The organism is Candidatus Dechloromonas phosphoritropha, assembly GCA_016722705.1.
In the GTDB taxonomy this organism is placed as follows: domain Bacteria; phylum Pseudomonadota; class Gammaproteobacteria; order Burkholderiales; family Rhodocyclaceae; genus Azonexus; species Azonexus phosphoritrophus.
Map to the genome: position 1 here is coordinate 83,577 of JADKGN010000004.1, position 21,303 is coordinate 104,879.

General features: G+C 61.1%; 18 protein-coding genes and 1 pseudogene. 7 read left to right on the forward strand and 12 right to left on the reverse strand.

The genetic code is table 11. The features are described from left to right. Nucleotides 1–20 precede the first annotated feature (20 nt). Nucleotides 21–2,591 (forward strand): cyanophycin synthetase, encoded by a 2,571-nt coding sequence (cphA, locus tag IPP03_06105; protein ID MBL0352228.1) that lies wholly within the window; start codon nt 21–23, stop codon nt 2,589–2,591. A gap of 45 nt (nt 2,592–2,636) precedes the next feature. On the opposite strand, the gene IPP03_06110 is transcribed toward cphA, so the two are convergent. The 9 genes from IPP03_06110 to IPP03_06150 all read right to left on the reverse strand — a co-directional run bounded on the left by IPP03_06110 (nt 2,637) and on the right by IPP03_06150 (nt 10,727). Continuing rightward, nucleotides 2,637–3,173 carry a sigma-54 factor interaction domain-containing protein gene (locus IPP03_06110; protein ID MBL0352229.1) on the reverse strand — a complete coding sequence of 179 codons (537 nt, stop codon included), beginning with the start codon at nt 3,171–3,173 and terminating at the stop codon, nt 2,637–2,639. 32 nt (nt 3,174–3,205) lie between these two features. Beyond that, nucleotides 3,206–3,403, reverse strand: coding sequence for a hypothetical protein (locus IPP03_06115; GenBank protein MBL0352230.1), 198 nt, complete (start codon nt 3,401–3,403; stop codon nt 3,206–3,208). 109 nt (nt 3,404–3,512) lie between these two features. Continuing rightward, a complete protein-coding gene (locus IPP03_06120) occupies nt 3,513–3,923 on the reverse strand; it encodes a hypothetical protein (GenBank protein ID MBL0352231.1) in 411 nt (136 codons plus the stop codon). A 35-nt stretch (nt 3,924–3,958) separates the two neighbouring features. Continuing rightward, entirely contained in the window at nt 3,959–4,678 is a 720-nt protein-coding gene (locus tag IPP03_06125; protein MBL0352232.1) for a molecular chaperone TorD family protein, read from the reverse strand. Next, entirely contained in the window at nt 4,668–5,339 is a 672-nt protein-coding gene (locus IPP03_06130; GenBank protein MBL0352233.1) for a 4Fe-4S dicluster domain-containing protein, read from the reverse strand. The genes IPP03_06125 and IPP03_06130 overlap by 11 nt, the downstream gene beginning before the upstream one ends. Nucleotides 5,340–5,346: 7 nt before the next feature. Then, nucleotides 5,347–7,917 (reverse strand): molybdopterin-dependent oxidoreductase, encoded by a 2,571-nt coding sequence (locus IPP03_06135; protein MBL0352234.1) that lies wholly within the window; start codon nt 7,915–7,917, stop codon nt 5,347–5,349. A 9-nt stretch (nt 7,918–7,926) separates the two neighbouring features. Then, nucleotides 7,927–8,808, reverse strand: a complete 882-nt coding sequence (locus IPP03_06140) for a hypothetical protein (GenBank protein ID MBL0352235.1) — start codon at nt 8,806–8,808, stop codon at nt 7,927–7,929. A 2-nt stretch (nt 8,809–8,810) separates the two neighbouring features. Then, nucleotides 8,811–9,119, reverse strand: a complete 309-nt coding sequence (locus IPP03_06145) for a hypothetical protein (GenBank protein MBL0352236.1) — start codon at nt 9,117–9,119, stop codon at nt 8,811–8,813. A 267-nt stretch (nt 9,120–9,386) separates the two neighbouring features. Then, a complete protein-coding gene (locus tag IPP03_06150; protein MBL0352237.1) occupies nt 9,387–10,727 on the reverse strand; it encodes a MarR family transcriptional regulator in 1,341 nt (446 codons plus the stop codon). A gap of 255 nt (nt 10,728–10,982) precedes the next feature. Between IPP03_06150 and IPP03_06155 the strand changes: the two genes are divergently transcribed. Together IPP03_06155 and IPP03_06160 are read left to right on the forward strand one after the other, a co-directional pair. Then, entirely contained in the window at nt 10,983–11,891 is a 909-nt protein-coding gene (locus IPP03_06155) for a transporter (GenBank protein MBL0352238.1), read from the forward strand. A 272-nt stretch (nt 11,892–12,163) separates the two neighbouring features. Continuing rightward, nucleotides 12,164–13,848: pseudogene (locus IPP03_06160) on the forward strand (IS1634 family transposase). 158 nt (nt 13,849–14,006) lie between these two features. Here the strand turns inward: IPP03_06160 and IPP03_06165 are convergent. Next, on the reverse strand, nt 14,007–14,990 hold the full coding sequence (locus IPP03_06165; GenBank protein MBL0352239.1) for an oxidoreductase: 984 nt from the start codon (nt 14,988–14,990) through the stop codon (nt 14,007–14,009). 288 nt (nt 14,991–15,278) lie between these two features. Here IPP03_06165 and IPP03_06170 point away from each other — a divergent pair, with 288 nt between their 5' ends. Continuing rightward, nucleotides 15,279–16,061: a transglycosylase SLT domain-containing protein gene (locus IPP03_06170; GenBank protein MBL0352240.1), complete on the forward strand. Its 783-nt coding sequence runs from the start codon at nt 15,279–15,281 to the stop codon at nt 16,059–16,061. 111 nt (nt 16,062–16,172) lie between these two features. On the opposite strand, the gene IPP03_06175 is transcribed toward IPP03_06170, so the two are convergent. Together IPP03_06175 and IPP03_06180 are read right to left on the reverse strand one after the other, a co-directional pair. Beyond that, nucleotides 16,173–16,361 carry a hypothetical protein gene (locus IPP03_06175; protein ID MBL0352241.1) on the reverse strand — a complete coding sequence of 63 codons (189 nt, stop codon included), beginning with the start codon at nt 16,359–16,361 and terminating at the stop codon, nt 16,173–16,175. Nucleotides 16,362–16,377: 16 nt separating this feature from the next. Further along, nucleotides 16,378–18,600 (reverse strand): bifunctional (p)ppGpp synthetase/guanosine-3',5'-bis(diphosphate) 3'-pyrophosphohydrolase, encoded by a 2,223-nt coding sequence (locus tag IPP03_06180; GenBank protein ID MBL0352242.1) that lies wholly within the window; start codon nt 18,598–18,600, stop codon nt 16,378–16,380. Nucleotides 18,601–18,654: 54 nt separating this feature from the next. Between IPP03_06180 and IPP03_06185 the strand changes: the two genes are divergently transcribed. Genes IPP03_06185 through IPP03_06195 form a run of 3 tightly spaced genes read left to right on the forward strand, consistent with a single transcriptional unit; the run spans nt 18,655 to nt 21,250 of the window. After that, nucleotides 18,655–19,551: a DMT family transporter gene (locus IPP03_06185; GenBank protein MBL0352243.1), complete on the forward strand. Its 897-nt coding sequence runs from the start codon at nt 18,655–18,657 to the stop codon at nt 19,549–19,551. Then, nucleotides 19,551–20,315, forward strand: coding sequence for a zinc-dependent peptidase (locus tag IPP03_06190; GenBank protein ID MBL0352244.1), 765 nt, complete (start codon nt 19,551–19,553; stop codon nt 20,313–20,315). The genes IPP03_06185 and IPP03_06190 overlap by 1 nt, the downstream gene beginning before the upstream one ends. Nucleotides 20,316–20,326: 11 nt before the next feature. Continuing rightward, on the forward strand, nt 20,327–21,250 hold the full coding sequence (locus tag IPP03_06195; GenBank protein MBL0352245.1) for a DUF3616 domain-containing protein: 924 nt from the start codon (nt 20,327–20,329) through the stop codon (nt 21,248–21,250). Nucleotides 21,251–21,303 lie beyond the last annotated feature (53 nt).

The following is a 21,303-nucleotide window of genomic DNA, read 5'->3' on the forward strand; positions in this document are numbered from 1 at the left end:
CAAAGCAAGGAAGAGTTTTCATGGACGTTTCCCGTATTCGTGCCCTGCGCGGCCCCAATCTGTGGAGCCGGCACACGGCGATCCAGGCCATCGTCACCTGCGAGGGTGCCGAATGCGCGATCGCCGACCTGCCCGGTTTCGAAGCCTGCCTGCGCGACCGCTTCCCCGAACTCGGTGACCTGATCCCCGCCGACCATCTCGACACCGTTTCGATGGCGCACGCGCTGGAATTCGCCGCCCTCGGACTGCAGGCGCAGGCCGGTTGTCCGGTCACCTTCAGTCGCTCGGCGCAGGCTGTCGAGACCGGCATCTACCAGGTGGTCGTCGAGTACACCGAGGAAGACGTCGGCCGCCTGGCCTTCGATCTCGCCGAACAACTGTGCAATGCGGCGCTCAACGACCAGCCCTTCGACCTCGAAGGCGCGCTCGGACAGCTGCGCGAACTGGACGAGGACATCCGCCTCGGGCCGTCGACCGGCGCCATCGTTTCCGCAGCCGTGGCGCGCGGCATTCCGTATCGCCGCCTGACACAGGGCAGCCTCGTGCAGTTCGGCTGGGGCAGCAAGCAGAGGCGCATCCAGGCCGCCGAAACCAGCTTCACCAGCGCCATTGCCGAATCAATCGCCCAGGACAAGGAACTGACCAAGAAACTTCTCGGCGCCGCCGGCGTCGCCGTGCCGAAAGGTCGCCCGGTCGCGGACGAGGACGATGCCTGGGCCGCCGCCCGGGAAATCGGCTTTCCGGTCGTCGTCAAGCCTCGCGACGGCAACCAGGGCAAGGGCATTTCGGTCAACCTGACGAGCGAGGAGCAGGTGCGCCAAGCCTACCGCGTCGCCATCGAGTTTCGTGACGACATCCTCGTCGAGAAGTACCTTCCCGGCCACGATTACCGGCTGCTGGTCATCGGCGACAAGCTGATCGCCGCCGCCCGCCGCGACCCGCCGCTGGTCATCGGCGATGGGATCCAAAACGTTCGCCAACTCGTCGACCAGGTCAATCGCGATCCCCGGCGCAGCGATGGCCATGCTACTTCGCTGACCAAGATTCGCTTCGACGACGTGGCTATCGCCCGCTTGGCCGAGCAAGGCTACGATGCCGACTCCGTGCCGCCGCGCGGCGCCCGGATCATCCTGCGCAACAACGCCAACCTGTCCACCGGCGGCACGGCGACCGACGTCACCGACGATGTGCACCCAGAACTTGCCGCCAGCGCCGTCGCGGCGGCCCAGACCGTCGGCCTCGACATCTGCGGCATCGATGTCGTCTGCGACACGATGCTCAAGCCGCTAGAGGAACAGAGCGGCGGCGTCGTCGAAGTCAATGCCGCGCCCGGCCTGCGCATGCACCTCGACCCGTCGTTCGGCAAGGGCCGCGCGGTTGGCGAGGCAATCGTCAACATGATTTTTCCCCCCGGCGACAATGCCCGCATCCCGGTCGTCGCCATCGCCGGCACCAACGGCAAGACCACCACGAGCCGCCTGATCGCTCGCATCTTCGAGAGCAACGGCCTGCGTGTGGGAATGACCAGCACCGACGGCCTCTACATCCAGGGAAAGCGCACCGATGATGGCGACTGCAGCGGCCCGCGCAGCGCACGCAACGTCCTGCTGCACCCGGACGTCGATGCCGCTGTCTTCGAAACCGCTCGCGGCGGCGTGCTGCGCGAGGGATTGGGCTTCGACATGTGCGACGTCGCGGTCATCACCAACATCGGCATCGGCGACCACCTCGGTCTCAACTTCATCACCACGGTCGATGAACTCGCCGTCGTCAAGCGGGTCATCGTCGAGAATGTCGCGCCGGGGGGCACGGCAGTCCTCAACGCCGCCGATCCGATCGTCGTCGCCATGGCGCAGCATTGCCATGGCTCGGTCATCTACTTTGCCCAGGATCGCGCGAACCCGGTGCTGGCCACCCAGCGCGCACAGGGCAGGCGCGTCGTCCATGTCAAACGCGATGCCATCGTCTGTTGCGAAGGCCGCCGGATACACAGCATCCCGCTCGCCAACATTCCGATCACGCGCAATGGCGCCATCGGCTTCCAGGTCGAGAACGCGATGGCGGCCATCGCCACCGGCTGGGCGCTGGGCTTCGCCTGGGAAGTTATCGAACGCGCCCTGTCCGGATTCGTGAACGATGCGCAGACCGCCCCCGGCCGCTTCAATGTCTTCGATTACAAGGGCGCCACCCTGATCGCCGACTACGGACACAACCCCGACGCCATCCAGGCACTGGTCAAGGCCATCGAAAACATGCCAGCAACGCGCCGGTCGGTCGTGATCAGTGGCGCCGGCGACCGTCGCGACGACGATATCCGCCAGCAGACGGAAATCCTCGGCGAGTCATTCGACGACGTGATTCTCTATCAGGATGCCTGTCAGCGCGGCCGCGAGGACGGCGAGGTCATCGCCCTGCTCCGTGAAGGCCTTGCGAATGCCCACCGGACCCGGCAGATCGATGCCATCACCGGCGAATTCCTGGCCATCGACACCGCCCTCGCCCGTCTGCAGGCCGGCGACCTTTGCCTGATCCTGATCGACCAGGTCGAGGAGGCGCTGGCTCACATCGCCAGACGAGTCGCCGAAGCGTAACGCATTGGTCGCCGAAGGAGTGACACCGCTCCTTCGGCACGCGATTCAGTCGCCCAGTTCATGCTGCTTGATCAAACGGTAGATATTGCGCTCGCTGATACCAAGCACCAAGGTCGCCTTTGCCCAATTTCCACCATGGCGAAGCGGTGACACGCGGATCACGAAGCTGGCCAGCCGGAAATAGAGGTCACAGCGAAAGCTTCCAGCCTCGCTCATTTCGCCCAGTTCCCGGTTGCTGGCGACGACAAAGCGCACGTTCACCCGCAATGCCGGGGTGCCACCAAGGCGGCAAAATGTATCGGTTTCCAGCACGCGCAGCAGCTTTACCTGAATCACCGGGCTGGTTTCACCAATTTCATCGAGAAACAGCGTGCTTCCCTCCGCCTCTTCGATCAAGCCCTTCTTCTGGCGGTCGGCACTGGTAAAGCCGCCGCGCTCATGGCCAAAAATTTCCGATTCGAACAGGGTTTCCTGCAATATTTCGCCGTCGACCGTAACCATCTCGCGGCCGCAGCGGGCACTCCTTCGCTGCAGAGCCTGGGCGACCATTTCCTTCCCGGTGCCGGATTCGCCCTGTATCAACAGCGTTGCATCGGTGGGTGCGACGGCCTCGATCAGGTCAAGACTTCCAGCATGGCGCGCGAATTGCCGAGCAGCGGACCCGGTTGCCAGGATTCCAGCTGACGCCGGTAGAACTCGTTGCGCTGGCGCAGTTCCGTGCTGTCCAGCTCGCGGCGGATGCCAATCTCCAGCTCATCGAGCCCCACCGGCTTGGTCAGGTACTCCACCGCACCGGCCTGGATCAGGCTCACCGTATTGCGAATCGAACCATACCCGATCAACACCACAATCGGATACTGAGCGGAGAGCGTTTCACCAGCTTCGGCGTGTCGGTATCCGGCAACTTGAGATCGATGAAAATCAGGTCAGGCTTCCTCCTTGCGGCATCGCATGGTGCGCATTCTGCGCCAGGTTGAGAACTACCATGCGCAGGTCGCTGTCATCGGCGAGGTCGCGCAAGTCGTCCACGGCCAATTCCAGATGCTGCTCGACCCCATGGCTCTGTGCATCGAAATCGAGTAACTGCAGCGTGTCGCTCACCGCCCGGTTGACCGATACAATCTGCTCCTGTTGCCGTGGCAGGCGGGAAAGTAACAGCAGACGCCGGGTAACGCCGCTACAGCGCTCGATTTCCGCATTCATCATTTCCAGATAGCTGCAAATGCGTTCCGCATCGGCATTTCCCTGGCGAAAACTCCGCAACAAACCGTCGACGGCAAGGCGCATTGAACCCAGCGGATTGTGGATTTCGTGAGCAATGCCCGCCGCCAAGCCAGCATGGCGGGGAACTCCGCAGTATCGGGAAACTACCAGCTTGGTCCCTGGACGCCCGGCATGAAGCGAACCGGTGCAATTTCGGCCTTGTCGAGCGCCAGTTTCCGATTGATCTTCTCACCCATCTGTTGGCGCGAGGGCAGCGGCAAATCGTGGATTTCGGCCAGCAGTTCACGAAATAGCAGCAGCCAGACATAGGTCAACTCGGCCAATGCCGCATAGAACCGGGTGCCGCAGTGCGACGATACCCGCTGCCCCCAGTCCGGAAGCCAATAGCCAAGGTGCTCGTCAACGAACCTGGCCAGTTCTTCCGGGTCGACCGCAGCATTGGCTAGAATCTGCCGCAGATACTGCAGTTGCAGCACCAGGTGATCGTCGAAGCGGCGACGCCAGTCGCCGACCCGCCAGCCAGCCGCCGCGTAGATTTCACGCAATTCGAACATCGGCCGGTCGCAGGCCAGATGGTCATCACTCAGCCATACCGACTCGTAGGGCGAGGTACCGAAGCTGTTGTTCAGGTAGATCGCCGCGTAGTCGGCCGCCAGTTCATCCAGCGTCGGATTTTCGCGCAGGGCGGCTGCCATGTTGGCGTAGGCCGTTTCACCCGCCTCGTCGGCGGCGGACAACGCCAGCCCGTCTGGAAAGGCAGCGCTCCGCAACGCGGCCAGCGTCCCCGTATCCAGTTCACGGTCATGCAGGCGAATCAACTGGTCGAGATCCTCAACCAGCGCATTGCGCAATTCAGTCTCCATCCATCTTGCCCTTGCTGTGAGGAATGAAGCCAATGGATGGACGTGTCAATTCCGGGTTGGCCATGTTCTTGACCTGCCTGACCGTCTTGTCATGGGGCCCTAGCACCTTGGTCTTGAGCGTGCTGTTCCAGATCTCCTCGACCGGACCGATGTCGAGCACGCGCATCATGCAGGCCATCACGCAATATGGCTTGCGACCGGCTTCCAGCTCATCGATGCACATGTTGCACTTCTTGATCACCTGCTCCTGCGGATCCCATTGCGGCGCACCGTAGGGGCAAGCAGCCTCGCACTTGCGGCAGCCGATGCACAGGGTCGAATCGATGTCGACCACACCGTTATCGGCCCGCTTCCAGATCGCACCGGTTGGACACGTCGGTAGGCAGGCCGGTTCTGCACAGTGGTTGCACGACATGTTCACCTTGTAGGCAAACACCTCCGGGTAGCTGCCGCCTTCGATGTACATGACGCGCCGGAAGCGCGGGCCGGGCGGCAGCCCGTTCTTGTCCTTGCAGGCGATCTCGCAGGCGCGGCAGCCGATGCAATCGACGTTGTGATGGATGAAACCGAACTGCCTGGCCGGCTTGACCGGTTCGTAGGTTTGCGCCACCTTGCGGCGGATAGCCTGTTCAAGCTCCTGCTTGTCGACTTTGTTGACCATGATCGCCTCACTTGTCCCTGCGGAAGATCGCCGACCGCGAAGTAGCCTGAATATCCCAGCCCGGCCGATGTTCGAGCGGGGTCTTGCTGAGGTCGACAAGAATAGTGTTGTAAGCAAAGGCGCCAGCCGGACTGGGCTCATCCAGTGTCAGGAAATCCGGATTGCCGGCACGGTCGGTCCCATCCTTGGCCAGGTCCATCCAGGCGCCTTCGAACAGCACCACCACACTCGGCATGCATCGTTCGGTCACGTAGGCAGGAACGACCACCTTGCCGCGCTCGTTCCACACTTCGACGATGTCTCCGGTTTTGATGCCGAGTCTTGCCGCATCCTTGGCGTTCAGCGTGACCTCCTGCTGGTAGGTTTCGCGCAACCAGGGAATGTTGTGGAAGATCGAGTGGGTGCGCCAGCGTGGGTGTGGGGTAATCATGTGGAAAGGGAACTTTTTCGCCTTCTCGTGATTGAGCGATTCAAACGGCTCGACCCACTTCGGAATGTAGGGAATTTCGTAACCGTATTGGGTCTTGGTCCAATCCTTCACGCCGGCGAGATAGCCCGAGAGAATCTCGATCTTGCCCGACGGCGTCTCGAATCGAACGCCATTCCTGATTTGCTCCTCGAACGCAACAATCGGCTTGTCAAAGGTGAATTTGTAAACGCCGTGCTGTTTGAATGACTCCCATGACATCTTGACCCCCTGGTGGGTCTGCACCTTTTTCCACCAGTCGCTAATGTAGGCTTCGTCGGTCGCGTCGTTGTTCTGGAAGTAGTCGCGTTCGGCTTTTGGGTTGTAGCGCTTGCCGAAATCCTTGACCGAGGGATCAAGCTTTTCGATGCGGAAGGCAAGTTCGGTGAACACCTGAAAGTCGGTCTTCGATTCGCCGAGCGGCTCGATGACCTTGGGCCGATGAATGTAATAGTGGCCCTTGTACCAGGGCAAGGCGACATCATGGCGCTCAAAGTGTGTGGCGATCGGAAAGAGCACATCGGCCCACAGTGCCGAGGGAGTGATGGTGGAGTCCATGCACACCACCAGTTCGAGCTTCTTGATCGCCTGGATTTCCTTGTTGACGTTGGTCAACTGGTTGAACCAGTCCGAGCCATGCCAGAAGATCGCCTTGATGTTGGGGATCCTGCCGTCGAGTTCGTCGTTCCTCGGCCAGCAGCCGATCTCTTCCCGCCTGACGTTGGGGTAGTTGAGCACGCAGTGCGCCCAGCGATCCGACTTGATCGAGGCATACCAGACGTTGGCATACTCGTCATAGGGGTACGCGACGGCCTCGGCGTGCCAGCCCTTGCCGACACCCTCGGCACAGCCGCCGAGGATGCCGATGTTGCCGGTCATCGCCTGCAGGGCTGCCGCCATCCGGTTGTATTGCTCACCATAACTGGCGCGCCCCGGCGCCCAGCTCGCCTTGAGCGCGGCCGGCTTGGTCCTCGCGTACATTTCGGCCAGTTTCTTGATGTCGACCGCGGCAACCCCGCAAATTTGTTCGGCCCATTCCGGCGTCTTCGGAATGCCCTCGTTCTTGCCGAGGATGTAGTCCTTGAAGTTCTCCTTGTCGGCGAACTCCTTGGGCGTCGTACCGGCGTCCATGCCCTGGCAGAATTTGTCGATGAACTTCTGGTCCTGCCAGTTGTTGGCGAAGATATGATGAGCCATGCCGGCCAGCATGGCGGCGTCGGTATTGGGCTTGATCGGGATCCACCAGGCGTCGTAGCTGGCGGCGGAATCGGTGTATTGCGGGTCGACGACGACAAACTTGCAGCCGCGCTGCTTGGCCAAGCGCATGTAGTAAAAGGTATTGCCGCCGTGGAAGGTATACGCCGGGTTCCAGCCCCACATGATAATCAGCTTGCTGTGCGCGAAGGCATCGTCTTCATTGCCGTCGGTGATGGTGCCAAAGGTCGTGCGCGAGCTGAAGGTCGTCCCCTGGTAGCTGGGCACCGACCACGAGTTGGTGCGGCAACCGAACATGCCGAGGAAACGGGCGAGCAGGCCTTCGATCTGGTCTGACTTGTGCAGCACGCCGTAGGAGGTCCCCGCATAGGCTTGGTCGAGAATGGCGGTGGGGCCGTACTTCTGCTTCAATTCGACCATTTTCCTGGCGACATGGTCGAGCGCCTCATCCCACGAGACGCGCTTGAACTTGCCCTCGCCACGCTCGCCGACCCGCATCATCGGATAGAGCAGGCGTTCCGGCGAATAGAGCCGGCTGCGGTAGGAACGGCCGCGCAGACAGGCGCGCAATTGCGGCACCTCTTCGGTATCCTTGCCGAAACTGCCACCCTCCTGATAGCTGCCGTTATCGGTCGACAGACGAACGATGACGTCGCCTTTCTTGTGGGCGACGAGCATGTGGCGCGAACCGCAGTTGTGGTCGCAGGAAGTAACGACCGTCGTCAGGTCGTCATCTCTTGGATAAGGCTCGTAAGCGAAGGCCTTGGCCTCCTGCCGGCCCGCGCCAAATTCGACAAGGCCGCTGGTGGTGGCCACCGCGGCACCGGCGCCGACAGTCTTGAGGAAGCTGCGGCGCCTGGGGTTGAGGATGTCCAGCCAGTTGCGTTTCGTATCCATGATTCGTCCTTATTGCCTGGGCTGGTTGCCATTGGCTGGCAATGCAAAGCGGGCTTCGCTGACAAGCGGGCGGTCCTTTGCCCAATCGGGCACCTCCAGGGCCATGCCTTCCCACGGATGGCGCGGATAGGGGTACTCGATCCGGTACCAGGCACGTCCACCGTGGCAGCCAAAGCAGACATCGGCGTTCTTCTGGCCGGCGGCCTCTATCGCCTCGGCCTTGAGATAGCTAACCTGGTGGCGGTTGGTGCGAATGGCGGCGTGACAGGTCAGGCAGGAGTCGCCGAACATTTCCTTGCTTTCCGGCCAGGGGCCGGGCAAGCCCATGACCTTGACATTCATCGGACCATGGCACTGGAGGCAAGTCTGCTCGGTGTTCACCGTCTTGCGCAGCGTGAACCCGTTATCGCTCTGTGGCGTACCGGTCGCCGAAGTACCCTGCGCTTCGTCGCGCGGGTCATTTCCCTGGTGACAGGTAGTGCAGGAAAAGTTCATCAGATCCTTGGCCATCGCTGTTTTCAGGTGGCGTCGATGAAACGTGTCCTGGTCGCCGGCGTAGGTACTGAGCCGTTGATACCAGGCCTTGCTGGTACTGGCATTGATGCCTGCCGGTGATGTTTCACGAACCTTGTCGTCGAGCACTTCACGGTGGCAAGCCAGGCACTGTTCGTCACGCGCGGTTTCGATGGCCGGCCTGAAATGAATGGGGTCGTAGGTGGCGCGCAGGATATCCTTGCTCGCGTAGGCCTCCGGTGCGACCTGACCTTCGGGGCTTGAGATTTCCTGCGGCGCGGCAGGCTGGTGGCGGATACGCCAGCCCATATAACCGCCGACCACGGCGGCAGCGGCAACCAAGGCAAGAATGGCAATACCGGCTTTCGAATTCCTCATGATCAATCCTTGCGCACCGTGTCGGCATGAAGGCCACGAATGTCATAACGACCCAGGAGGTTGGGATGAATGAAGGGGGTATACCAAGCCCCTTGATCCTTCAGGAAATCAAGGCCCACATGCGGTTGACCGATACCACGCAGGGCCTGCGCCTGCCAGGCCGGCGTCTGCTCAAAATGCGTGATTACCGGCGCGCCAGCAGGACGGGAAGCGGGCTCCAATCCCCCGATAAAGCCGGAGATTTCGGCTGGGGAAACGCCAACCACGGTCATCAATCCAAACAGCGCAATCGACTTCTTCATTTTCGTCATCGCCTGGTTTCAAGGTTCACAAATGAGACGGGCAGACCGCCCCACCCTATTGGCGCAAGGGTTGTTACTTCTTCTGGCCTTCCATACCCTGCATTCCGGACATGCCCTTCTGGTCGGTAGCATAGCAATCCTCTTGATTTAGCGCGTTTGCATATTTTACAGCCGCCGCGATAAGCCGGCCATGTCGGGGTGGAATTGGGTCTCATAACGGATTGATATTTATAGTCCCTTATGACTCAACTATTCACATTTTCTGAGCAGAAATTGTCATGCCGCGAGAGCGGGCCTGATGATTTGCTCGGTGATGCGACAAGCAGCGGCGATGGCATTTCGACCGGTGCGAGTCAGGTAATAGCGGTAGGTGCCGACGATCTTTTTGATCAACCCGAAGTCACGCAAACGCCGGAGGTATCGTGTGATGCTGGCAGCGGCCAGGTGAGGCAAGAAAGGTTTCAGATCGGCCCGGCGGACGCCGCGAATGTTGAACTCGGGATGTTGGAGCGAGCACAGCAAGTCATGCTCGATCTTGTCGAAGAAATTGAAGCCTTTGATGCGATGCCCGTCGATTTCTTTGGGCGTGGTCAATTTGCCGAGGCAACGCGTGCCGGCGGAGAAGTCATCGAGAGCGCAAAGGAATTCCAGGTAGCGACGGTTGCAGCCGAGGAGGATTTCGCGCCGATCGATCAGGCTGTCCCACGGGGACTTCCTTTGGTCGTAGATCGACTTCTTGACGGCCGCCAGTTCCTGGGAGGCTTCACCATCCCGGTGTTCCACCTTGCGGTGGTGCTTGAAGAAGGAAACATTATGGGTGGTGGTTTCAATACGCAGCACCTGACCGAACTTGTCGTACATCTTGACCGAGTGCTGGCCCAGCCGATGCTTGATGCAGGTGCGCTCGATGCGGGTGGACAGGCGACTCTCAAGCTCTTGCGCCAGCTGCGGCGTCAGCTTCTTGCCCAGGAAATGCATCACCTGCGGCGCCTTCACCGAAACGATAGCTTCCCGGGAAAGGGCTTCGTAGAGGGGTTGCATGATCGCGGTCGAACGAAAGGCCCGATCGGTCGAACACTCGATTTGCATCAGACTCCAGTGGTAGGTCTGGCCAAAGACATCAAGGACCGGACAGCATTGCTGGGCATGGCGATCCAGAATCCGGTACAGGACGTCCGGGGAAAGATTGTCAGCCAACGGCTGCGCTTGCGCCCAGTCGCCAATACGGAGGAAGGCGTTGTCGGCCAGGGTGTAATTGATGCTGGCAGCCGTCAGTTGCCGGGCCAGCCAACTGTGGCCATTACAGTAGAACTGAAGCCGGAAGGGACACCACGTCGGCACGCGCAGATAGACCAGACCCCACTCCGCGTCGATGAAATAGAAGTAGTAGTGCAGGCACTTGCCAGGCGCCGGGCGCAGAAAGGTTTGATGGGTGCGCTTGTCATGCCACGCCTTGTACGACGAGCAGGCTTCCATGACCGAGATGACATGAACCAGTCCGGGGTGATCACCCCGCGCCTTGATCACCTCGGCGACCACCGCTTCCTTGCGCACATGCGCCTTGGCGATGTACTGAATGCTCACCCCGGCCGATGCCGCCAAGGCCTTGGCGTTCAATGCCTGCCGCGTAGCACGCGCCAGGCAGCGTGCCAGTAATCACAACCCGGTCGTAGCAGGTCAAAATCCCCGCGATCCGGTCACAGTAGCGCTCAAGAAGTGGTACGTTCATGGCAACCTCCACTTCACGTGGCAGAGTGCTTCTACTTTAACCTGTTCGGTTCCGGCTCGTCCGGCTTAGGAAGTCCGGAAATGTGGGCGCCCCGAAAGGATTATCACGTCGCTCAATTTTTTGGGTGCGCAGCAGCGGCCGTGATGTTTGCCGCCAATCCGGTTTCAGCCTACCAGGGCGGGGTACCGTTCTGGACCTCGGGTCAGTACGCGAGCCTCGCCGCGGTCCCGGCAACGCCGGGCTGGTCATTGCCGATACAGGGCTACTACTACAGCGGCAGTGCTTCCCAGAGCAAATCGCTCACCCATGGCAACAGCGTGACGCTCGGCCTCGAAGCGAGATCGCCGCTGCTCATTGTTCAGCCATCCTATGTGCCGGAGACGAAGCTGTTTGGCGGCCAGGCATCGATCGGCCTTGGATTCGGCTATGGCGGGAACACTGCTGGGGCCGATATCGTGATCTCTCGGCGCGGCACCGAGTTCGACAGAAGCGACTCAACGACGGGAATGACCGATCTCTATCCCATCGCCAGTCTCGCCTGGAACCGAGGTGTCCACAACTGGATGACGTACGTGACCGGCGACATACCGACCGGCAACTACGACAGCACCCGGCTCTCCAACATCAGCATCGGGCATGCCGCGATCGATGCCGACAGTGGCTACACCTGCTTCAACCAGACGACCGGCAGCGAGTTCTCCGCAGTGGCGGGCTTGACCTACAACTGGGAAAACAGCGACACCCAGTACAAGAACGGCATCGACTCCCATCTCGACTGGGCTGCTTCACAGTTCCTTTCAGCCAACTGGCAGGTCGGCGTGGCGGGCTATTTCTACTACCAACTCAGCGGTGACAGCGGGTCCGGCGCAAAGCTCGGATCGTTCAAGTCGAATGTGGCCGCGATCGGCCCGCAGCTCGGCTATGCATTCACTATCGGCGGGCAGCCGGCGTACGCGAACCTGCGCGGATACTGGGAGTTTGATGCGAAAAACAGGATTGAAGGCTATGCGCTGTTCGCCACGCTCGTGATACCGCTCGGTTCGGGCAAGTGATGTCAAGACCAGATGATGGCCGCCAAGACACACGAATTCGCCTGGTGCGAACTTGCATCATCGTAGCAGCAGCCCAAAGAGGTCTGCCATCGAAATTACCGCGCATGAGGTAGCAGGAGTTCGACAGTTCAGCGGCAAAAGTGGCCATTTTTGACACATGGCCCCAGTAACGGCGCGGGTTTCAGAGGATGTCTAAGAAAGTTGTGTGGTGGCACGCTAAGGCCTATTAAATTCTGACTTGACAGGACTCATGTCGGTGATGCTGTGGCGGCATGCATGTCAAGATAACCACCTCAGGAGGTCGCCGCTACGTCCAACTTGTCGAGTCGTACCGGGACGACGCTGGGCGGGTGAAGAAGCGTACCGTGGCGACGCTTGGCCGTCTTGATTAACGCGATGGCGGTCTCGATTCAGTGATCAAGGGGTTGCTCAAGGTATCGGGCCGTGAAGCCATGGTGGTTGTGCCACCGACACCGACGGTGAGCTTCGAGTCGGCCCGGGCGTTTGGCGATGTATGGACACTGACCGAACTCTGGAAATCGCTCGGTTTTGGCGAACTGAAGCGGGTGTTTCGCCGCACGCGGCATACGATCGACGTGGAAGCGCTGATCCGGGTGATGGTGTTCAACCGACTCTGCGATCCGGAATCCAAACTGGGCGTGTTGCGCTGGCTGGAGACGGTGGCCTTGCCTGAGGTCGAGGTCAAAGCGATCACGCATCAGCATCTGCTGCGCAGCATGGATGCCCTGATGGATCAACACGCGGCGGTCGATACCGTGGTGGCCGGCTTGCTGCGAGCGATGATCGATCAGGATCTGTCCGTCGTGTTCTATGACCTGACGACGATACGCGCCGCGGGACTGAGCACCCAGGAAAGCGATGTGCGTGCCTTTGGCATGGCCAAGGAAGGGCTGATTGCACGGCAATTCATGCTCGGCGTGGTGCAGACGGCCGAGGGCTTGCCGATCTGCCACGCGGTGGTCGACGGCAATACGGCGGAGACAAAGACGCTGCTGCCGATGCTCAAAATCGTGTTGAACCGGTTCCCCTCGGTCAGTCGCCTGGTGTTGGTGGCCGATCGCGGCTTGCTCAGCCTGGACAACCTTGATGCGCTGAGCGAAATACGTCTGGCCAGTGGCCGGCCGCTCGAATTCATCCTGGCGGTGCCGGGACGCCGCTATCACGAATTCACTGAACTGCTCGATGACTTCCACAAGAGCCAGTGCCAAGCGGCAACCGTCGAGATCATCGCTGAAAAGACGTGGAACGCGCTGCGCTTGGTGATTGCCCACGATCCAGAACGTGCCGCCCTACAGACCCAACGACGGGACGAGCAGATCGGGAAGCTGATCCAGCGCGCCGCGCAGTGGGTGGGCAAACTTGACGATCAGGATGACGGCGTCAACCATCGGGGCCGCAAGCTCTCGGACAGTGGCGCCAAGGCGCGCTTCTTCCATGAGGTCAGCGAGGCCCATCTGTCGAAGATCATCAAGGTCGACCTGAAAAGCGAGCGCTTCATCTACGCTATCGATGAGCGCGCGCGTTCCTTGGCGAACCTGATGGACGGCAAACTGCTGCTGGTGACCAATACGACGGACCTGATCACCCGGGACGTTGTTGCACGGTACAAGTCGCTGGCGGATATCGAGCGCGGCTTCAAGGTACTCAAATCCGAATTGGAGATCGGACCGGTCACCACCGTCTGCCCGAACGCATCCGGGCTCACGCGGCGATCTGCTTCATGGCGCTGATCCTTTACCGGGTCATGCGTCAGCGCCTGAAAGCGGCCAACGCCGGGCTATCGCCGGAACGAGCGCTCGACTACCTTCGCCGAATCCAGCGTCACCAGATCCGGCTCAACGCGTCTGAACCCGTCACCGGCGTCTCGATCCTCAGTGCCGAGCAAACCGAGGTGCTTAATGCCCTGGACGTGAAAAAACCGACCGCCCCGCAGTAGCTGACGCTGTTGCAGTGGCATTCTTTAAATTCACCTCAAGTGAAATCAGTCACTTGCGCAATTAACTGTCGAACTCGGGAGGTAGGCGCCTGAACGGCTGAGATAGCGAAAACCCGGCCTTGGCCAGGTTTTTTTACAGCGAGCCCGTTGTCGCGAGATCAGCGGCCGATATCCACCACCACTCTGCCGCGCACTTTGCCCTCAAGCAAACTTGCGCCGGTTTTGATCGCCTCAGACAAGCCAATTTCGGACGTGATCTCATCCAGTTTGGCGATATCGAGATCGCGGCCAAGGCGTGCCCAGGCTTCCTGGCGGACGGCCAGCGGCGCCATCACGCTGTCGATGCCGTACAGCGTCACGCCGCGCAGGATGAACGGCGCCACCGTCGCCGGAAAATCCATGCCGCCGGCCAGCCCGCAGGCAGCGACCGCGCCGCGATATTTCGTCGTCGCGCAGGCATTGGCCAGCGTATGACTGCCAACTGTATCGACGACGCCGGCCCAGCGTTCCTTGCCGATCGGCTTGCCGGGCGCTGACAGTTCACCGCGCTCGATGACATCGGCGGCACCGAGCGCCTTCAGATGTTCGGCTTCCTCCGGACGACCGGTCGACGCGACCACCGTGTAGCCAAGCCGCGACAGCAGCGCGATGGCGACGCTGCCGACGCCGCCGTTGGCTCCGGTCACCAGAATCTCGCCGTCGGCCGGCTTGATACCGTGCTTTTCGAGGGCTAGGACGCAGAGCATCGCCGTGTAGCCTGCCGTGCCGATCGCCATCGCCTGCCGCGCGGTGAATGCGGAGGGCAGCACCACCAGCCATTCGCCCTTGACCCGCGCCACTTCGGCCAGGCCGCCACAATGGGTTTCGCCGACGCCCCAGCCGTTAAGCACGACGCGATCGCCAGATTTCCACGCGGGGTTCGTGCTGGCGCTGACGGTGCCGGCGAAGTCGATGCCGGGAATCATCGGAAAACGGCGCACGACTGGTGACTTTCCGGTCAGCGCCAAGCCGTCCTTGTAGTTGAGCGTGCTCCATTCGACCTGCACCGTGACATCGCCTTCGCCCAACACGGCGTCGTCGATCTGCTGCACGGCGACCTTGTAGCCGGCTTCGTCCTTGGTGATCAATATTCCCTTGAACATATTGGTTCTCCTTTGCTGAACAGTTGTGCCGAATGGCCATAACTTAACCAAAAAATCCGCAGTACGGCAAATGGGCAACAAAACAACCTAAAATCACCCCTTTCATCCAGTCGACCGGAACTGATTGAACTTTGAGGCGACTGGTGCGTACTGATAAACTGATCCGTTACCAGTACCCGGGAACTTCTCGGCTCGGTCAGGTCAATTGACAGCAAGCTTGATGATAGACATTCTCCATCAGGGCTATCTGAACAAGCTCAGTTTACTCATTTTCCACCCGAAGGTCCGATGCAGCGTTCAAGACTCGTCGTTACACTTTTTCTGGCTGTCGCTTCGGCAAGCGGCCATGCGGATATCTATGGTTATGTCGACGAACAGGGTGTATCGCACTTTTCCGCCGAGAAGTCAGATCCTCGCTACCAGTTGCTGGTGCGGGGAAACAGGTTCGGATCGCTGCAGCTGGAACCCTCTGGGCGCGGAAAGCAGGCGCTGTCCACCCGTCTGATAGAGCATCCCAACCTGAAATCCTACGAGCCGCTGCTGAAGACCGCGAGCATCGAGTTTGCGGTCGAACTTGCCTTGCTCAAGGCGGTCATGGCGGCCGAATCGGGCTTCAATCCTGACGCGATCTCGCCCAAGGGCGCAGTCGGCCTGATGCAGATCATGCCCGCTACCGCCGAACGCTATGGCCTGCTCGGTAACGAAAAAAAATCCGTCGAAGAAAAGCTGCGCGACCCGAAAACCAATATACGTCTCGGTGCGCGTTACCTTGCCGACCTTTTCAAGCTGTTTCCGGGGCAACAGAATCTCGTGATCGCCTCCTACAACGCCGGTGAAGGGGCGGTTCAGCAATACCGGAACGCGATTCCGCCTTATCCCGAAACGCGCAACTATGTCGAACTGGTAACCCAGCTTCACCAGGTCTATCAGTCCCGGTCACTCGCAAGAATAACCGGGGCTTCGGTGCGCAGCGGGTCGGCGAATGGAACAAAGCGCATGTATCTGACCATTCGGCCGCCAGATGCCACCGCCGCATCCCGGTCGCCATCGTCCGCGCCACGCGAGCAATGAAAAAACCATCCGCAGCGGTCTGAGACCGAAGTCCATGACTTGACGCAGGATGTGTTCCCGGACGATTGCGGTCCCGCCGCCGCATTTCGCTGTTCCGGGGCGGCCAGATGCCTATGAACCCGAGTGCTTCCGCCCATTGTCGTCGGGGGTGAAAAACAAGGCCACGCCCACCGCGATCAGGACGAGCGGCCACCACTTGCGCAACAGCGCGACGATATCGAGTTCGAGAAAATCCAGATTGACGGCAAGGGCCACCGCACCGATGACGGTCAGAGCGATTGCGGCGAAGTTTCCTTTCATGAGCATTCCTCGTGTTTCAGGCCCGGCGCACGCCGACCACGCCGTCGACTTCGTGAATCAGCGTCAGCGTGCGCTGGAGTTGTGGCAGGTTGGTGATCTCGACGGTGAATCCCATGTGCGCCTTGCCCTGCTTCGTCTGTGTATTGACGCCGACGACGTTGAGCTTTTCACGCGTGAAGATCTCGGATATGTCGCGCAGCAGGCCCTGGCGGTCGTGAGCATCGACGACGATGTCAGCGGCGAACACGCCTGTCGTCTGGCCGCCCCAGGCGGTTTCGATGACGCGTTCGGGATGCTGCGCGAGCAGGTTGGCGAAGTTGGAGCAATCCATGCGGTGAATGGAAACACCCTTGCCGCGCGTGATGAAACCCTGGATCTTGTCCGGTGGTGCCGGCTTGCAGCAACGGGCAAGCTGCGTCAGCAACTTGTCGACGCCGACGATCAGGATGCCCTGATTGCCCTTGGCCGGCCGGCTCGGCCTGGCCAGCACCTCATCCGGCAGCAGCGTCTCGGCCAGCGGATCACCGCCGCGAGCGACGAGCTGGAACTGCCGCAGATTCAGTTCGCCACGAGCCGCGGCAATATGCAGATCATCGGCGCGCGAGAAGCCGAGCTTGTGCGCGAGATCATCCATACTCGCGCCCGTCTGCCCGAGGCGCTGCAATTCCTTGCCAACGATGGCCCTACCTTCGGCCAGGGTTTCCTCGAGCGCCAGGCTTGAGAACCAGGCGCGCACCTTGACTCGCGCGCTCTTGGTGTGGATGTAGCCCTGCGTCGGATTCAACCAGTCGCGCGACGGCCCGCCGTGCTTGGCAGTGATGATCTCGACGCGCTGCCCGGTCGCCAGCGGCGTGTTGAGCGTCACCAACTGGCCGTCTACCCTGGCGCCGCGGCAGCGATGACCGAGGTCGGTATGCACGCGGTAGGCAAAATCGACCGCCGTTGCCCCCTGCGGCAGATCGACCACCTTGCCCTGCGGCGTGATGACATAGAGCGTCTCGTCGAGCGCCGCCTGCTTGTAGTGGCTGATCCAGTCCGAACTGTCGGCGACTTCGTCCTTCCAGGTCAGCAACTGGCGCAGCCAGGCAATCTTTTCGTCGTAGTCGCTCTCGGCGTGGCGCTTGCCGCCTTCCTTGTAGCGCCAGTGGGCGGCGACACCGAGTTCGGCGTGCTTGTGCATTTCCTTGGTACGAATCTGGATTTCCAGGCTGCGTCCGTCAGGACAGTCTACTGCCGTGTGCAGGGAGCGATAGAAGTTTCCCTTGGGGTTGGAGATGTAATCGTCGAATTCCTTGGAAATCGGCGACCACAGGTTGTGCACGATGCCGAGCGCGGTGTAGCAGTCTTTGAGGTCATCAACGATGATGCGCAGCGCGCGGATATCGTACAGCTCCGAAAACTCGACGCCCTTCAAGCGCATCTTGTTCCAGATGCTGTAGATGTGCTTGGGCCGCCCGTAAACATCGGCATTGCGCACGCCCGCCGCTTCCAGCTCGGCGCTCACCTTCGCCACGGCCTCAGTGATGAAACGCTCGCGCTCGCTGCGTTTCTCGTCGAGCATCCTGGCGATCTTCCTGTAGGTTTCCGGATGCAGGAAACGGAAGGACATGTCCTCGAGTTCCCACTTCAACTCCCAGACGCCAAGCCGGTTCGCCAGCGGCGAGTACAGTTCCAGCGTCTCGCGCGCGACATGAATGCGCAGGTCATCCGGATGTGACGCGTAGAATCGTAGTGTCTGGGTGCGGCTGGCGAGGCGCAGCAGCACGACGCGGATGTCCTGGACCATGGCCAGCAACATCTTGCGCAGCACTTCGACCTGCGCCTTCGTTTCGGAAGGATTGACTTCGCCAGCCTCGATGTTGGCGGTTACGAAGCCCCTGGTGATCGGCCGCATCCGGTTCAACCGCGAAATGCCATTGACGAGATCCGCTGCCGCCTTGCCGAAGCGCTGCTCGATGCGCGCGGTGCCATGCTGGTCGTGGGCGGGAATGGCGAACAGCACCGCCGCCATGCGCGATTCGACGTCGAGCCGGAGGCCGGCAATGATCACAGCCATGCCGAGCGCATGCGACCAGATGCGCTCTCCGCTGCCCAGCGAAGCATTGCCATAAACTTCCCAGGAGAACGCGACGGATTCCCTCAGCGTCGCCGCATCGTCAGGGTCCAGACCCTGGGAAAGGGTGCTGAAAAACTGATCGAAATCGCTTTGCGCGGCGACGGAATGCAGGAGCCAGACCATGGGATGAATTATACCGTGCCTGAGCCTCCGCTCCCTTCGGGCATAATTCGCCCCATGCTCGCCCGCCGCCACCATTTCTACACCAACCCCTACCTGCTGCTGACCCTGACCGCGCTGTTCTGGTCGGGCAACATGGTTCTTGGCCGCGGCATCCGTGCCGACGTGCCACCGCTGGCGCTGGCCTTCTGGCGCTGGGCCATTGCCTTCGGGCTGGTGCTGCCGCTGGCCTTGCCCCACCTGCGCGCGCAGTGGCCGCTGCTGAAGGCGGGCTGGAAGCCGGTGCTGCTGCTCGGCCTGATCGGCGTCGGCGGCTACAACACCTTCGCCTACATCGCCCTGCAATACACTTCGGCAACCAATGCGGTGCTGCTCAACTCCTTCATTCCCATCGTCACCATCGCCGTCTCCTGGGGCTTCCTCGGCAAGCACCTGAGCCGCCAGCAGGCCATCGGCGTTTTCACCTCGCTCTGTGGCGCGCTGACCATCGTCGCCCGCGGCGACGTCAACGTACTCGCCCACCTCAACCTGAACGTCGGTGACGCCTGGATGCTGCTCGCCGTGCTGGTCTGGGCCGTCTATACCGTCGGCCTGGCCTGGCGCCCGGCCGGCGTGCACCCGATGCTGATGCTGGCCGCGATGACCGCCGTCGGCCTCGCCGCACTGCTCCCGGCCTACCTTTGTGAGATGGCGCTGGGCCGGCACATCAACGTTTACCTCGGATCGCTGGCGGCGCTGGCCTATGTCGGCATCTTTCCCAGCTTCCTCGGCTACATCTTCTACAATCGAGGCGTCGCCGAAGTCGGCGCCAGCAAGGGCAGCCTGTTCATCCACCTGATGCCGGTTTTCGGCACCATCCTGTCCGCCCTCTTCCTCGCCGAAATACCGCTCTGGTATCACTACCTCGGGATCGCCCTGATCTTTGCCGGCATCTGGCTGACGATGAAAAAGTGATGGGGCTGCTCGACTGGTTCGGTGACAAGCGGAAAGCAAGCGTTCCGGATGCGCTATGGGCGCGGACGATGGCCGCGATGCCCTTTCTTTCGGCACTCGCGGTCGACGAGCAAAAAGAGCTAAAAACGCTGGTCGAGGGATTTCTGGCGGAAAAGGAATTCAGCGTTGCCGGCGGCCTCGAACTGAGTGACGAGATCTGCGTTTCGATTGCCGCCCAGGGTTGCCTGCCGATCCTCGAACTTGGCCTCGCCGCCTACCGCGGCTGGGTCGGCATCGTCGTCTATCCGGACGAATTCGTCGTGCCACGCCGCATCGAGGACGAGAGCGGCATCGTCCATGAATTCGACGACGTGCTCTCCGGCGAAGCCTGGGAAGGCGGGCCGCTGATCATTTCCTGGCACGACGCGCAGATGGCCGGTGCCGGCTACAACGTGGTCATCCACGAATTCGCCCACAAGCTCGACATGCTCAACGGCGAGGCCGACGGCATGCCGGCGCTGCATTCGGGAATGACGCCGGCGGCCTGGGACGAAGTTTTCATGACCGCCTACGAGGATTTCTGCCGGCGCATCGACAGCGGCGAGGAAACCGTCATCGACCCCTACGCCAGCGACGATCCCGCCGAATTTTTCGCCGTGCTCTCGGAAAACTTCTTCGAGCTTCCCGACATCGTCAACCGCGAATACCCGTCCCTCTACGCGCTGCTCCGCAGTTACTACCGCCAGGACCCGCTCGGTCGCTTGAAAGAGCCTGCAGGTTTTTAGAGACTACCACCATGCCCCAATCGACACCGCCCTCCTTCCAAAGCCTCACCGGCATCTACGAACCCTCGGCTATCCAGCAGTTGCCCGACGGTCGTTTTCTGGTTGTCGAAGACGAGGTGGACCATCCACTTAGCCTGGTCGGCATTGCTGCTGACGGCACCGTCAGCAGTCGCCCGCTCACCCCTGGCTGGTTCGAGGGCAACGACGCATTCTGGAAGCTGGACGATCTGGAAGGACTGGCGCTCGATTCGGCGGGCCACGTTTATGCGATCACCTCGCATTCGCGCGATAGCGACGGCGACGAGAAGAAGGCGCGCGACAAGCTGGTGCGCTTCCGCATCGACGGCAATCGCGTCAGAGAGCCGAAGGTGGCCAAGGGACTCAAGGCGGCGCTGACTGCGGCGCATCCGGAGTTGGCGGTAGCGGCGACGATTGGCGATGTGAAGGGTGGCGGCGGACTCAATATCGAGGCGCTGGAGATTACTCCCGACCGTAGCCGTTTGCTGGTGGGGTTTCGCAGTCCGCTGGTGAATGGCCGCGCGATCATTGCCAGCCTCGAAAATCCAGTCGCCATTTTTGAGGCCGGCGAGTCGCCACGTATTTCGCCGGTTCTGGACACCTTCGATCTGGACGGCAACGGGTTGCGTGGCATGTCCTACGTTCCGTCGCTCGGGGGTTATGTGTTGATCGGCGGTCCGGTGGCGCGCGAGCGGGTGCAATTTCAGCTCTGGTTCTGGAGCGGTCGGCGCGGCGAGGAAGCACGCCAGATCACCGTGCCCGGCCTGACAGGCTTCGAACACGCCGAGGGGGTGAGCCCGGCAGTGATTGATGGCCGGCAACAACTCATTATCGTCAGCGACGACGGCAGTCGCGACGACGACCGCCATGGCCGGTTCCTGTTGCTGGATATCGCTCAACTGCAAATTGCCGCCTGATTCAAAGACGGCTACGTATTGCGACAGGCGCCAGATGCCGTACCGACGAACCA